The organism is Comamonas nitrativorans, assembly GCF_042654765.1.
GTDB lineage: Bacteria > Pseudomonadota > Gammaproteobacteria > Burkholderiales > Burkholderiaceae_C > Comamonas > Comamonas nitrativorans.
This window is the reverse complement of sequence record NZ_JBHSEW010000007.1, coordinates 63,840-77,895: the sequence shown is the minus strand read 5'-3', so window position 1 is coordinate 77,895 and position 14,056 is coordinate 63,840. Positions and strand designations below refer to the sequence as shown.

The window sequence follows — 14,056 nt, the reverse complement described above, 5'->3', positions numbered from 1 at the left end:
GGGGACGGGCTGGCTGCACCGCTTGCGGTCGCAACGCAGTGGAGAGCCGGGAGGCGAAAAGAATTTGCTGCGCGAGGAAGCCGCGTAGCGGCGGGGAAATTGTTTCCGCCGGACGGTTGCAGCCATGAAGCCCGAGGCGCAGCCGCGCCCCCGCCAGGATTCACAACGAGACAAGGACGCCTTGGGCCGAACCGCTCCGAAAGGAGATAGGGCCGGCTCGGCATCCCCGCCCGAAGGCTTCTCCGGCTCGCCCGCTGACGCGGGCCAGGTCAACCACCCGACGACAGGCGAGAGCGCCCCTGCCGCACCTTGCGGCGCCGGTCTTGAGGCGTGGCGTGGAAGCTCCATAGCGATACCGGGCGGGTTGTCCGTGAACCGTCCTTCGTGACGTGATGGGCAGGAACCGCCAGCGTTGAGGACGGCACGCATCCGCACAACCTGCCGCAGCAAGCGGCAGCGTGTTCGCCAGCACCCGTCCATCGCGGCGGGACGCTTGCCGGGCCGATCCGGCGCAGCCGGTTCGGCGGTATCAAGGGGCGCCAAGCTGCGCGCGGCGGGGATAGCCCGCAGGGCTTTCCCCTGGAGGCAAGCGAAGCACGCAGCGCCCCAGGCGCGAAGGCGTGAGGGATTGAAGCCGAATGGCCGTGACGACGAAGGCGGCACGGGGCGCAGCCCGAAAGCCCGGCGGCGCATCGAGCCGACACGCCACATGGCCGACCACGACAAAGCGGTACTACTTGAGACTCGACACCTAACAGCTACTTTGACGTGCTGGCTCCGGTTGCTGAGCGCAACGACTCAAGCGCGCCGCAGTCACCAATGCAGACACCCCCCGCACAAGTGCTGCGAACCGCATGAAGCTGCTTGCGCAGGGCTTTCAGTTCGACAATCCGCTGCTCAACTAACCGCATGTGGGCGTCCAGAAGGGTGTTGACATCATCGCACGATCTTTCGGGATCATCCTGCAACTGAAGTAGGACGCGAATCTCGTCATGCGACATGTCCAGCGAGCGACACCGCATGACGAAAGCCAGTCTGTCGGCATGTTGGTCGCCGTAGTCTCGATAGTTGTTGGCTGTACGCGATGGCGCTTGCAGAAGGCCCTCGGCCTCGTAGAAGCGGATGGTGGGAACAGAACAACCCGCCATCAGCGCCAACTCACCAATTTTCATGCGGCTTTCCTCCAATGTCTTGACCCTATACCTACTTGAGGGTTTCTAATGGAAGGTAACACCGATCTGCGCTTACTTGAGAGCTTCTAACAATGACCATGAGCACCTGTCAGGGTGATAGCTGCGCCGGCAGTTGCGGTACTCCGACAACGCCTGAGCAGGTTTCCACAGGCGAGGCCTTACGGGCGAGCACGTACTCTGTTTCAAAGATGGACTGCCCCTCGGAGGAAAACCTCATCCGTATGGCCCTGAGTGGCCTTCCGGGGGTTGGGGCAATGGCTTTCGATTTGGCCGCTCGGAAGCTGCGGATAACTCACTTCGGTGAACCTGAGCGAATCACTGAAAAGCTACTGCCTTTGAACCTCGGCGCAACATTTATAGAAACTACCGCCATCACGAATGGCGTTGCCAGGAAGACCCGCTTCGCTATTCCAAAAATGGATTGTCCTTCCGAAGAAAACCTCATCCGCATGGCCTTGGCGGATGCGTCGGGGGTCGCTGCTCTGGTGTTTGACCTAAAGGCCCGTGAACTGACCGTGGCTCACGAAGGAAAACCAGACGATGTGTTGGCTCGCCTTGTCCCGCTGAACCTTGGCGCACGCGTACTAGAAAGCATCGAGGGCGTCGAGGTGGAGCCGGCCAGCCCTGATCCCGAGGGCGACGCAGCGGAGGCTACAACGCTGAAGCTGCTGCTCGGCATCAATGGTGCGATGTTTGTCTTCGAGATGATCGTGGGCGTGTTTGCCCAATCCACCGGCCTCATCGCGGACTCGCTCGATATGTTCGCAGATGCTGCGGTTTACGGACTTGCGCTTTACGCTGTAGGCCGCACTGCGGCCTTGAAGTTGAAGGCCGCGCACATTGCCGGTTGGCTTCAGGTTGTGCTCGCGCTGGGGGCTTTGTCTGAAGTGATTCGGCGAGCATTGTTCGGAAGTGAACCCCAGTCCGCGCTCATGATGGGCATGGGATTGGTTGCATTGGCGGCCAACGTCATTTGTCTGGTGCTCATCGCCAAGAAGCGCGACCGGGGTGCCCACATGACAGCGAGCTATATCTTCTCGGCGAACGATGTCATTGCTAATGCTGGCGTGATTGCCGCTGGGGCGCTTGTCGCCTGGACAGGTTCGTCATACCCAGACCTGGTGATTGGAACGCTCATTGCTCTGGTAGTGCTCAACGGCGCAAGGCGAATCCTGAAGCTCAGCTAACGCCGGGTAGCTGCCGGATAGTCATTGTTCACGCAGCGGATTGAAGCTGTTGGCCTGGAACACCGGGCGCGGCCACTGCCGCGCCCGGATTTTGCGTCCACCGCGCCCAGGACGGCACGGCCTGGGCGCGGTGCAGATCGCGGTTATTCCTTCGTCTCGATAAGCCACCACACGGCACGCGGCATGGCGCGGCCCGTGATGGGGTGAATGTCGGTGAGGTCGGCGCAAGCCGTCCAGCCCGAGGGCGGACGATAGCTGCGCACGTCGCCTTCGCCGTGCCAGCGGCGGGCGCGTACCGTGCCGGGGGCGTAGATCGCCGCCATGCGCGGGCGGCTGATGGTGGTGCGGGTCATGGGGGTGTCTCCTTCCAGCGAAGCGCCCCGGTTGAGGCCGGGGCGCATGCCTTCGGCGCGGATCAAGCGGCCAGCGCCTCGGCGGGTTCATCCGCCATTGCCTCGGCATCCTCCGGGGCGTCCTGCTCCGGGCCTGCCTCCTGCGCGGCATCCTGCGGGCCTGCGGCCTTGAAGATGGCGGGCATCCAGCCGGTACCATCGGCCAGCCGTTCGGCCTCGCTGGCAATGTCGGCCTTCTTCAACTTCGCCAGCCGGGTGACGTGCTGCGGCGCGTACTCGCCCACGGCATCCAGAATCACGGCCTTCGGAACGTGCTTGAAATAGCCTTCTGCGGTCGGCTGCCACCATGCGGCCATGTCGAGGCCCACGGCCTGCGCCAATTCCTCACCGGGTTGCTGCACCGTGGCGCGGGGCGTCACCACGTCCACCGTGGAAGCCACGCATACGGCCAGCAGCCGCACCAGTTCGTCTTGCGGCTTCGCCAGCAGCGCGGCGAACAGTTCGGCGCTGTCCTCCGGCAAGGCTTCGCCCGCCACCTGTTGCAGTTCGCGCAGTGCCACGGCGGCGGGCGATTCCGGCCAGTCCGGGGCCATGCCTTCCAGCCGGTCTTGCACTTTCAAGCTCACGCCCAGCGGCAGGTCGTGGCCGTAGTGGCTGCCCTGCAAGATGGTCTGCACCATGCCATGCACCACGGCAGCCAGCGCGGCTTGCGGGTGCCGGGCGACGTCGATTTGCAGCGCGGCGGTGCGGTGGGCGCTCAACCGCTGCGCCAGCCGGTCAGACATGGCGGCGATCTTGGGCTGTTCGTCGTCCTCGCCTTCGTCGTCGTTTCCGGCTTCGCCTTCGCCGCCGAAACCCTGCCGCAAGCGTTCCAGCGTGCGCAGCGCCTTGGCTTCGGCCTCACGCATCAGGCCGCGATGAATCACGGTTTCGCCATTGCGGTCGATGGTGACGATAGCCCCGGCTGCGGCCTTCACGTTCGGACTGTAGTCCTGCAAGCCATCTTCCAGCGCCTGCAATTGCTCGCCCACGGCTTCGCCTTCCTCTTGCAGCGCGTCGGCCTTGTCCTCGTCCTCGGCGTCCAGCGCGGCATCCACGGCTTCGGCCAGTTCGTGCAGCTTGGCTTGCAGCTTCTCGATGCGTGCGGCTTCGCGCTTGTTCGGTTCGCGGCGCTCCTTCGGTGCGCGTTGGAAAGCGTGCAGGTCGGAATGGGTCATTCCCGGCGTGGCATCCACCCATGCCCAACCTTCGGCGCGAACATTGGCGGCAATGCCTGCCAGCCGGTCTTGCGCCAGCCGTTCCAGCAACGCGGCATCGGTCAGATACACGCCTGCGTCATCTTCGGCGAACAGGTCACGGCGGATGCCGCCGCCTGCGGCTTCGTAGCTGTCCAGCCCGACGAAGCGCACCAGCGGATGCCGGTAGGCGTCGATTTCCCGTTCGGTCAGGCGTTCGCGCAAGTGCGAGGGGTGGCGCTGCCATTGCGGGGCATCGTAGAACGCGGCTTCCTGCGCAGTGTGGTCGTCAGTGATGGCAAGGGCCATCAATTGGTCAAGGCTCACGGCATCGGCGCGATAGTCTGCCATCAGGCGCGGGGAGACATTCGCCAGCTTCAAGCGGCGCTGCACCACCAGCGGCGTGACGGAAAAATCCGCCGCAATGTCCTCGATGGGACGGCCTTCGGCCACCAGCGCGGCGAATGCCTCGAACTGGTCTGCCGGGTGCATGGCCTCGCGCTGCACGTTCTCGGTGAGGCTGGCCGTGCGTGCGGTTCCATCGGCCACCAGCAGGCAAGGCACTTCCCATTCCTTGCTGATGCGGTGCTTCTTCGCCTGCAGCTTCAAGGCGGCGAGGCGACGGCCACCGGCCACGACTTCGTAATGCTCGCCATCGGCGGATGCGATCACGATCAGGTTTTGCAGCAGGCCGACGCGCTGGATACTTGCGGCCAGTTCGGGGATGGACATGCGCGGGTTCTTGCGCACGTTGCGGCCCGTGGGGCGCAGTACCAACCGTGACAGCGGAACCAGAATCAGGTTCTTGGTCGGGTCGGCGGCTTCCAGCGGGATAGCTGCGGCGGTATTGACGGCGCGGGCTTCGGTTTGGGTGATGGCGTTCATGGTGATAACTCCTTGCGGTTAGGAAATGCAGCAGCGAAAGAAGCGGCAAGGGCTGCTGCCTGCCCCTGCCGCGTGGGGAATCAGGCTTTCAACTGGCGCAGGCCATCGGCCAGCAGCCACAGGGCGCGGTTCAGGCGCACATCGGAATCAATGCCCTGCACGGGGCGGGTACGTTGGCGGCGTCCGTTGGCGCTGCGGCCATGCAATCCGCCCTTGGTCAAGTTCTCCTGCGTGCGGTTGAACACGCTCCACAGGTCGGGCCGGCGGTCGTCGAACCGGCGCGGCATCAGGATTTGCGATTCGGTGATAGGTGCGGGTTTGTCGGGGTCGTCGTACTTGAGCGACAGCGCAGCACGGGCGAACACTTCGGCCTCGCCTTCGTCCAGCGTGATGCTGCGCATCAGATCGCGGGATTCCTTCACCCGCTCGAAGCCGCTCAACACCTCGAAAGCGCCTTCGATGACGGAACCGGCCACGTCGCCCTTATGGGGTACGCGCACGTCCGCCACGGTGTCGCCGCACACAAGGCCATTGCTGCAAACGAAGCGGAACATTCCGGCCAGCATCTGATAGCTGCTGGTGCCGTCGTGCGAGTTCAGCAGCACGATTTCGTTAGCCTCCGCGCCGTTGATCTGGCTGGCGTGGCGCAGGCGAATCATGTGTTTGGTGTGCTCGCGGCGGCCTTCATCGCGCACGCGGGTCTGCGTCACCATGAAGGGTTGAAACCCCTCCTTGCGAAGCTCGGTCAGCACCGTGGCGGTGGGGATGTAGCTGTACCGCTCGGAACGGCTCTCGTGTGGGGCATCCGCGAAGATGGAGGGTGCCACCCTGCGAATCTGGTCATCCGACAGCGGGTAGTCGCTACGCAGTGCCGGGGAATGGGAAGCGAAACGGGATGCGAGTTGCATGGTCTTTCTCCTGATGAAAAGGGTTTGCTGTTCAAACCGCACACCGGATTCCTAGATTCGGAGCCCAGCCTTTCGGCTGTTCGGTGCGGTTGGCACGAGGAACCCGGTTGGCCCTGTTGCCACCGTCTTTCCTGAGTTCATCGCCCGCGACGGTCAGGAGCGCGCGAACGGGTGCCGTCAAGGAGGCAAGCGCAGGGTTGGTGCGGCCCGCAGGCGAAGCCGAGGACACGGCCCTGCGCGCCTTGACGGCGCACGGGCGCGGGCTACAGTCGCGGACAAGGTGATGAAGTCAGGGAAGACGGCTGGACATGGCAACGGCCATCCCTCTGTGCCGAACCGCACGCAAGCGAAGCGCGCAGGCCCGAAGCTGGAAGCCGGGCCGGAGGCGTCAGCCGAGCGGAGCGAGGGAACGATGGAAGCCCGTCAGGGGCGAAACCCCGCAGGGGGTTCGATGCGCAGCACGACAGCGCGACCGGCCATGTTTCTTGGCCGGGGACGCCCGGATTTCAAGGCTCGATGCACAAGCTCATTCGCCAAGCATCGGGAAGCAGAGCCAGTTGTGCCGGTGATTGCTGCGGTCTGGCCGATCCGGCGTAGCCGGTTCGGCGGTCTTTGAGGGGCGCCAAGCATCGCGCGGCGGGGATGGCCCGCAGGGCTTTCCCCTGGAGGCAAGCGCAGCGCCCCGTCAGGGGCGCGAAGGCATCACGCCAAGTCGTCAGGGCGCAGGCTGGATTCTGCAACCGGCATCCACGGCGAAGTCGAGTTCAGGTAGTAGCGCCTACCACGCGCATACAACCCCGAAGGCTCGGTGGGCTGGTAGAACCCGGTGACGCGGCGCCGAAACTGTGCGCCGTACTCGTTGGTGTAGATCACCGCGTCGCCGATCTTGAAGCGCAAGGGCTGGCCGTTCTCCGGCGCAAACGGCTTGAGCGCATCGTGCTGCGCCGTGATTTCGATGATGTAGTCGTGATGGCTGCTCATGGCATGGATCTCCTGCAAAGGTTGAGAAAGCACAAGGAGCGCCTTGCGGCGCTCCCAGGGCCGAGTCAGACAGCGATCCGCCCGGCCAGACGCGCATCGCGTGCGTAGGCGCTCAACCGCTTCTCGGCGCGGAAAGACAGGTCGCGCTCGATCGGCAGGCCCAGCCCGCCGCGCACCGTCGCCAGTTCGCCCAAGCTGACCCAGCCGATTTCCGGCGCCCCCAGGCCCAGGTCGCAAAGACCAAAGGCGTGGTCGTGGTCGTCGGGATCAATCTCGGTCAGCAGCCAGGTCGCGCCGGCGTCCGGCGTGAACAGCTTGACCACGGGGGCCGGATCGAAGTCCGGGTTCTCCAAGGATTCGCGGCCGTTGGCCAGCAGCACGATGCGCTGCTCGTCAGTGATGAGTGCGTTGTTCATGGTGAACTCCTGAAGGGTTGCCGGGCGGAATTGCCCGACCCTTCCGGGGCACGGCGCAGCGCAAGCAGTCAGGGGTCAACGACGGCCGCCAGGACGCAAGCGCCATCGGCGTGCAGCCCTTGACGGCGAGCACGCCGTGGCACGATGAAGGGAACAGCAAGACCGCCTCCCTTGCACCTCCATATGCGTCGGTTTTAGGCGAGCAGAGCACCCAGGTCGGAGGCGCCAGGGGGCATAGCCGGATGGCCGTGATTCGACACGAAGCGCGAGACACAGCCCGCGAACCCGACGGCGGCACGCCGGGGCGCCACGAGGTTCTGTTTGCTGGCTTCTTGCGCAATGATTCAATAAATGTTGTATTATCGAACCATGAACGAAGATCAAGCTGTTTCCGCCCTCGGTGCCCTGGCCCACACCCAACGCCTGCGCGTGTTCCGCGCCCTGGTCGTCGCAGGCCCCGAGGGGCTGACGCCCAGCGTCTTGGCCGACCAGCTCGACGTGGCCCGCAACTCTCTGTCCTTCCATCTGAAGGAGCTGGCTCACGCTGGCCTCGTCACCATCGAACAGCAAGGGCGCAACCTGATCTATCGCGCCGACTTCGCGCAGATGAACAGTCTGCTTGGCTACATGACCGAGCACTGCTGCCAGGGCGGCGTATGCGAAGTCACTGAATCTCCCTCCACCTGTGCCTCCTGCTGAAAGGAACTCTCCATGAAGCGCTTCCACGTCCACCTGCACGTCGATGACTTGAACCGCAGCATCGGCTTCTATTCCCAACTATTCGCGGCGCAGCCTGCGCGCGTCGAAGGCGACTACGCGAAGTGGATGCTCGAAGACCCGCCGATCAACTTCGCCATCTCCACGCGCGGCAACAAGCCGGGCATCGACCACCTGGGCATCCAGACTGACGACGCCGAGGAACTGGCCGCCCTGAAACTCCGCGCACAAGCCGCCGACATGGCGTTGCTCGACGAAGGCACGACCACCTGCTGCTACGCACGCAGCGAGAAGCATTGGGTCACCGATCCGCAGGGTATTGCCTGGGAGCACTTCCACACGTTAGGCAGCATCCCGGTCTTCCATGAGGCGGCCTCAGTCACGACGCCGATCACCGCACCGGCTTGCTGCACAGCAAGCCCCCGTTCTTCCTGCTGTTGAGAAAGCACACCATGACCACAAAGGCCACATACAACGCACTGTTCATCTGCACGGGCAATTCCGCACGCTCCATCCTCGCCGAAGGCATCCTCAACGAACTGGGCCAAGGGCGCTTTCGGGCGTACTCGGCAGGTAGCCAGCCCAAGGGCGAAGTGCATCCGCTGGCGCTCGCCACGCTGGAGAGGCTGCACATGCCAACGACTGGCTACCGCAGCAAAAGCTGGGATGAGTTCGTAGCGCCGGGGGCGCCGGTGTTCGACTTCATTTTTACCGTCTGCGACAACGCCGCCGGCGAGGCGTGTCCGTTTTGGCCGGGCAAGCCGGTATCGGCTCACTGGGGCGTGCCCGATCCGGCAGCCGTTGAAGGCAGCGAAGAACAACGACTCAAAGCGTTCAAGGATGCCGCGCTGATTTTGCGCCGCCGCATCGAGCTGTTTCTCTCGCTGCCACTGCAACGCCTGGACGCCATGTCGCTGCAACGCGAGTTGCGAAACATCGGCCAAGAGTGAAGAGCGTTACTTCATCAACAACCAAATTTGAAAGGACTCCCCATGCCAAACATCCAGATTTTCGACCCGGCGCTGTGTTGCAGCACCGGCGTATGTGGCGTTGAAGTGGATCAAAACTTGGTGAACTTCGCCGCCGATGTGGATTGGGCCAAGCAAAACGGTGCTCAGGTCGAACGCTTCAACCTGGCACAGCAACCCCTCGCTTTCGCCGAAAACCCGACAGTGAAAGGCTTTTTACAACGCTCGGGCCAAGAGGCGCTGCCCCTGGTTCTGGTCGATGGTGAGGTGGCCTTGGCCGGCCGCTACCCCAGCCGAAGCGAATTGACCCGCTGGGCAGGCATCGAGGCGCCCGAAGCCTCGCCAGCCCAAAATGCCTGCTGCTCTGGCGGCCGCTGCTGCTGAACAAGGAGATCCCATGCACTTCCTGACCCAGCCGCCTCGCTTCCTGTTTTTCACCGGCAAAGGGGGCGTCGGCAAAACCTCCATCGCCTGCGCAACGGCCGTGCAACTGGCGACCCAGGGCAAGCGTGTGCTGCTCGTCAGTACCGACCCGGCTTCCAACGTGGGGCAGGTTTTCGGCGAACGCATCGGAAACCACATCACGATGATTGCCGCCGTGCCGAATCTATGGGCACTGGAAATCGACCCGCAGGCAGCCGCGCAAGCGTACCGTGACCGCATAGTCGGCCCAGTGCGAGGCGTGTTGCCCGATGCGGTAGTGGATGGCATCGAAGAATCCCTGTCGGGTGCCTGCACCACGGAAATCGCCGCCTTCGATGAGTTCACGGCCCTGCTGACCGATGCGGCGCTGACGCAGGATTACGCGCACATCATTTTCGACACAGCCCCTACCGGCCACACCATCCGCCTGCTGCAACTGCCGGGCGCATGGAGTGGCTTTCTGGAAGCAGGCAAAGGCGATGCGTCGTGCTTGGGGCCGCTGGCGGGCCTGGAAAAACAGCGCAGTCAGTACAAGGCTGCGGTAGAGGCGTTGGCCGATCCCTTACGCACTCGTCTAGTGCTGGTTGCCCGTGCGCAGCGCCCCACGCTGCGCGAGGCGGCCCGCACCCATGAAGAACTGGCCGCTATCGGCCTGTCGCAGCAACACCTGGTCATCAACGGCGTATTCCCTGCCGGTGAGGCCGAAACCGATACGCTTGCCGCTGCCATCTACGAAAAAGAGCAGGCTACGCTGGCCGCCATTCCGTCTGTCCTCCAGGCGTTGCCTCGGGATCAGATCGCGCTCAAGCCGTTCAACCTCGTGGGCCTCGACGCTCTGCGCCACCTGCTGGTCGATACCGACGCCACGTATGGCGCCGATGCCATCGAGCTGCCCGACCAGATCAATGCACCGGACTTGTCCGCCCTGGTCGATGAAGTCGCTGCCGATGGGCACGGTCTGGTCATGGTGATGGGCAAAGGCGGCGTGGGCAAGACCACGCTGGCCGCCGCCATTGCCGTGGAGCTGGCGGGCCGGGGCCTGCCCGTGCATCTGACCACCTCCGACCCGGCTGCACATCTGGCCGACACGCTGGAAGGTTCGCTTCCCAATCTGGCTCTCAGCCGCATCGACCCCCAGGAAGCCACGGCACGCTATCGCCAGCATGTGATGGACACCAAGGGCGCGCAGCTCGATGCCGAAGGCCGCGCCTTGCTGGAAGAAGACCTGCGCTCACCCTGCACCGAGGAAATCGCGGTGTTCCAGGCATTCTCCCGTGCCATCCGCGAAGGGGGCAGAAAGTTCGTGGTGATGGACACCGCGCCCACGGGCCACACCTTGCTGCTGCTCGACGCCACCGGCGCATACCACCGCGACATCGCCCGGCAGATGGGTGAGACGGGCGTTCACTTCACGACGCCGATGATGCAGTTGCAAGACCCGAAGCAGACCAAGGTGCTCATTGTCACCCTGGCCGAAACCACGCCCGTGCTGGAAGCGGCCAACCTGCAAGACGATCTGCGCCGCGCGGGCATCGAGCCGTGGGCCTGGATCGTTAACAACAGCGTGGCGGCCGCACATCCGCATTCCCCGCTGCTGCGCCAGCGTGCACGCAACGAATTGCGGGAAATCGACGCCGTGGCCACACAACATGCCCGACGCCATGCTGTCGTGCCGCTTCTGACCGAAGAGCCGGTGGGAGTGGAGCGTCTGCGGGCTTTGGCAAACAGGAAAATCTCATGAATCACGACAGCCCCCAAAGCGGGCATTCGATGCTGAACACGCCATCGCGCCTGTCCTTCCTGGATCGCTATCTCACCGTCTGGATTTTCGCCGCGATGGCGCTGGGTGTTGCATTGGGCACGTTCTTCGACGGTTTGCCCGATGCGCTCAATGCGCTCTCGATCGGCACGACCAACGTCCCGATCGCCATCGGCCTGATCCTGATGATGTACCCGCCGCTGGCCAAGGTGCGCTACGAGACGCTACACGAGGTCTTCGCCGACCGGCGCGTGCTGCTGCTGTCACTGGTGCAGAACTGGATCATCGGGCCGGTGCTGATGTTCGTGCTGGCGGTGATTTTCCTACGCGACCAGCCGGAATACATGACCGGCCTGATCCTGATTGGACTGGCACGCTGCATCGCTATGGTGCTTGTGTGGAACCAGTTGGCGCGTGGTGATAACCAGTATGTCGCGGGCCTAGTCGCCTTCAATTCGATCTTCCAGATCCTGTTCTTCTCGACCTATGCCTGGTTCTTCCTGTCGGTGCTGCCGCCTGTGTTCGGCCTGCAAGGCAGCGTCATTGACGTGGGCTTTTGGACGATCACCGAGGCGGTACTGATTTACCTGGGCATCCCGTTCCTGGCCGGCTACCTGACCCGGCGCTCGCTGATTCGACGCAAGGGCCAGGACTGGTACGAGCGTGCATTCCTGCCGCGGATCAGTCCCATCACGCTGGCGGCGCTACTGTTCACCATCGTGGCCATGTTTAGCCTCAAAGGTGCCGACGTGGTGCGCCTGCCGATGGACGCGCTAAAGATTGCCGTGCCGCTGACACTCTACTTCGTGATCCAGTTCCTCATCAGTTTCTTTATGGGCCGGCTGATCCAGGCCGACTACCCACGCACCACCGCCATCGCCTTCACTGCCGCGGGCAACAACTTCGAGCTGGCCATCGCCGTGGCTATCGCGTCATTCGGCCTGGCTTCGCCTGTCGCCTTCACCACGGTGATCGGGCCGCTGGTGGAAGTGCCGGTGCTCATCCTGCTGGTGCATGTCGCCTTGCGGTTGGGCCGCCGGTGGCGGCTCAAGGGCGCCAGCATGTATTCCGCCAACCCCACGAATCCCTGAACCGAGGCAATGGCATGAGCCAGATCACCATCTATCACAACCCCGACTGCGGTACGTCGCGCAACGTGCTGGGCTTGATTCGCAACAGCGGCGAAGAGCCGACCATCATCGAATACTTGAAAACACCGCCCGACCGCGAGACGCTGAAAACGCTGATCGCCGCGATGGGCGTGTCAGTGCGTGCGGTGCTGCGCGAGAAAGGCACACCTTATGCGGAATTGGGCCTGGATGATTCCAAATGGAGCGACGAACATTTAATCGACTTCATGCTCCAGCACCCCATCCTCATCAACCGCCCCATCGTGGTCTCGCCGCTGGGCACACTGCTGTGCAGACCTTCGGAAGCGGTGCTGGGCATCCTGCCCCAGCCGCAGCGCGGTGCATTCAGCAAGGAAGACGGCGAAGCCGTCGTGAATGCGGAAGGCCGCCGTGTCTGAATCCAGAATCGACCTACCCAATATCGACACCACGCTGTTCCAGCAACCCGATGCCCAGCGGTTGATGGCACCCGAGCGTGCCACCCACGCGCCGCGCTTCCTGCTGCTTTACGGCTCGCTGCGCGAACGCTCGTTCAGCCGCCTGGCTGCCGAAGAAGCGGCACGCATCCTGAGCGCGCTCGGCGGTGAGACACGGATGTTCAACCCCTCGGGCCTGCCGTTGGTGGATGACGCGCCTCACGATCACCCAAAGGTCAGGGAACTGCACGAACTGGTGCAATGGGCCGAAAGCATGGTGTGGAGTTCGCCCGAGCGCCACGGTGCCATGACCGGCTTGATGAAGACCCAAATAGACTGGATTCCTCTGTCGGTCGGCGCGGTGCGCCCGACACAGGGCAAGACGTTGGCGGTGATGCAGGTGTCGGGTGGATCGCAGTCCTTCAACGCCGTTAACCAAATGCGCGTGTTGGGCCGCTGGATGCGGATGCTGACCGTCCCAAACCAGTCTTCGGTCGCCAAGGCATACCAGGAGTTCGATGAAGCGGGACGCATGAAGCCCTCGGCCTATTACGACCGCATCGTGGATGTGATGGAAGAGCTGATGAAGTTCACGCTGCTCACGCGCGACGTGGCGCCATATCTGGTAGATCGCTACAGCGAACGCAAGGAAAGCGCCGAAGCCCTGAGCCGGCGCGTCAATCAAGCAGCGATCTGAGAGCCGCCATCGCAGCAAAAAGGGGGCCGAAGCCCCCTCGGTCAAATCAGACCGCGTTCGGCGAAGGATATGGTGCTGCCACCCGCCACGATGATGTGATCCAGCGTGCGGACATCCACCAGCGCCAGCGCCTCCCTGAGCCGCTGGGTCAGTACCTTGTCGGCGCCGCTCGGTTCGGGGTTGCCGCTCGGATGGTTGTGCGAAACGATGACCGCTGCCGCATTGAGCCGCAGCGCCTCCTTGACCAGCTCGCGTGGATACACCGATGCACTGTCGATGGTGCCTCGGAAAAGCTCGCTGTATTCGATCAGGCGATGCTGCGTATCCAAGAACAGCACAGCGAAGACTTCATGCTCGAAACCAGCCAACTTGGCGCTCAGGTACTCCTTGACCGCCACCGGCGAACTGAACGACGCACCGCGCTGCATCTTGTACTCGATGGCCTGGCGTGCGGCCTCCAGAATTTGGTCGGCCGTCGCCAGCAGGTAGCGGCCCTGTGCATCGCGCACCATCAGCGAGGCATCGAACGAGGAAAAGGACAGTTGCGACATGATCGTGCTCCGGTTGCTCGGGCGGAATTGCCCGGAACCGGCGCCAGCACGGCGCAGCGCAAGCAGTCAGGGGTCGCAGACGGCCGCCAGGACGCAAGCGTGCATGGCACGCGCCGCCCTTGACGGCGAGAACGCCGTGATACGGTGAAGGGAACAGCAAGACCGCCCACACCCGCCCACTGCACACAGTCGGTTTTTGGGGCAAGCGGAGCACGCAGGCCCGAGAGGGCCGGAGGC

General features: G+C 63.6%; 16 protein-coding genes. 9 read left to right on the top strand and 7 right to left on the bottom strand.

From position 1 onward, the window contains the following. Nucleotides 1-758 precede the first annotated feature (758 nt). Entirely contained in the window at nt 759-1,172 is a 414-nt protein-coding gene (gene cadR, locus ACFO3A_RS09215; RefSeq protein ID WP_031639031.1) for a Cd(II)/Pb(II)-responsive transcriptional regulator, read from the bottom strand. Nucleotides 1,173-1,264: 92 nt separating this feature from the next. Here cadR and ACFO3A_RS09210 point away from each other — a divergent pair, with 92 nt between their 5' ends. Next, the gene (locus ACFO3A_RS09210) at nt 1,265-2,380 is read left to right on the top strand and encodes a cation transporter (protein WP_377725838.1); all 1,116 of its coding nucleotides are present in this window, start codon (nt 1,265-1,267) and stop codon (nt 2,378-2,380) included. 143 nt (nt 2,381-2,523) lie between these two features. Here the strand turns inward: ACFO3A_RS09210 and ACFO3A_RS09205 are convergent, their stop codons facing one another. From ACFO3A_RS09205 to ACFO3A_RS09185, 5 genes are all read right to left on the bottom strand, one after another. Continuing rightward, nucleotides 2,524-2,733, bottom strand: a complete 210-nt coding sequence (locus tag ACFO3A_RS09205) for a hypothetical protein (protein ID WP_023094604.1) — start codon at nt 2,731-2,733, stop codon at nt 2,524-2,526. 62 nt (nt 2,734-2,795) lie between these two features. Next, nucleotides 2,796-4,853, bottom strand: a complete 2,058-nt coding sequence (locus ACFO3A_RS09200; RefSeq protein ID WP_023094603.1) for a ParB/RepB/Spo0J family partition protein — start codon at nt 4,851-4,853, stop codon at nt 2,796-2,798. Nucleotides 4,854-4,933: 80 nt separating this feature from the next. Continuing rightward, nucleotides 4,934-5,761 (bottom strand): DUF932 domain-containing protein, encoded by an 828-nt coding sequence (locus ACFO3A_RS09195; RefSeq protein ID WP_023094602.1) that lies wholly within the window; start codon nt 5,759-5,761, stop codon nt 4,934-4,936. Between the two features lie 702 nt (nt 5,762-6,463). After that, nucleotides 6,464-6,742: a hypothetical protein gene (locus ACFO3A_RS09190; protein WP_023094601.1), complete on the bottom strand. Its 279-nt coding sequence runs from the start codon at nt 6,740-6,742 to the stop codon at nt 6,464-6,466. Nucleotides 6,743-6,807: 65 nt separating this feature from the next. Beyond that, nucleotides 6,808-7,158, bottom strand: coding sequence for a DUF2958 domain-containing protein (locus ACFO3A_RS09185; RefSeq protein ID WP_017677011.1), 351 nt, complete (start codon nt 7,156-7,158; stop codon nt 6,808-6,810). Nucleotides 7,159-7,509: 351 nt separating this feature from the next. Between ACFO3A_RS09185 and ACFO3A_RS09180 the strand changes: the two genes are divergently transcribed. Genes ACFO3A_RS09180 through arsH form a run of 8 tightly spaced genes read left to right on the top strand, consistent with a single transcriptional unit; the run spans nt 7,510 to nt 13,268 of the window. Further along, complete coding sequence (locus ACFO3A_RS09180) at nt 7,510-7,857, top strand: ArsR/SmtB family transcription factor (protein WP_020203137.1); 348 nt, start codon at nt 7,510-7,512, stop codon at nt 7,855-7,857. A 12-nt stretch (nt 7,858-7,869) separates the two neighbouring features. Next, nucleotides 7,870-8,316: an ArsI/CadI family heavy metal resistance metalloenzyme gene (locus ACFO3A_RS09175; RefSeq protein ID WP_377725834.1), complete on the top strand. Its 447-nt coding sequence runs from the start codon at nt 7,870-7,872 to the stop codon at nt 8,314-8,316. An 11-nt stretch (nt 8,317-8,327) separates the two neighbouring features. After that, nucleotides 8,328-8,825 carry an arsenate reductase ArsC gene (locus ACFO3A_RS09170; protein ID WP_023094599.1) on the top strand — a complete coding sequence of 166 codons (498 nt, stop codon included), beginning with the start codon at nt 8,328-8,330 and terminating at the stop codon, nt 8,823-8,825. Between the two features lie 42 nt (nt 8,826-8,867). Next, entirely contained in the window at nt 8,868-9,227 is a 360-nt protein-coding gene (arsD, locus tag ACFO3A_RS09165) for an arsenite efflux transporter metallochaperone ArsD (RefSeq protein WP_023094598.1), read from the top strand. 13 nt (nt 9,228-9,240) lie between these two features. Next, entirely contained in the window at nt 9,241-11,007 is a 1,767-nt protein-coding gene (gene arsA, locus ACFO3A_RS09160; RefSeq protein WP_023094597.1) for an arsenical pump-driving ATPase, read from the top strand. Beyond that, the gene (arsB, locus tag ACFO3A_RS09155) at nt 11,004-12,116 is read left to right on the top strand and encodes an ACR3 family arsenite efflux transporter (RefSeq protein WP_008643204.1); all 1,113 of its coding nucleotides are present in this window, start codon (nt 11,004-11,006) and stop codon (nt 12,114-12,116) included. The genes arsA and arsB overlap by 4 nt, the downstream gene beginning before the upstream one ends. A 14-nt stretch (nt 12,117-12,130) precedes the next feature. Then, nucleotides 12,131-12,553 (top strand): arsenate reductase (glutaredoxin), encoded by a 423-nt coding sequence (arsC, locus tag ACFO3A_RS09150; RefSeq protein ID WP_377725831.1) that lies wholly within the window; start codon nt 12,131-12,133, stop codon nt 12,551-12,553. Further along, nucleotides 12,546-13,268, top strand: coding sequence for an arsenical resistance protein ArsH (arsH, locus tag ACFO3A_RS09145; RefSeq protein WP_031639028.1), 723 nt, complete (start codon nt 12,546-12,548; stop codon nt 13,266-13,268). The genes arsC and arsH overlap by 8 nt, the downstream gene beginning before the upstream one ends. Before the next feature lie 41 nt (nt 13,269-13,309). On the opposite strand, the gene radC is transcribed toward arsH, so the two are convergent. Then, entirely contained in the window at nt 13,310-13,819 is a 510-nt protein-coding gene (gene radC, locus ACFO3A_RS09140) for a RadC family protein (RefSeq protein WP_008643200.1), read from the bottom strand. Nucleotides 13,820-14,056 lie beyond the last annotated feature (237 nt).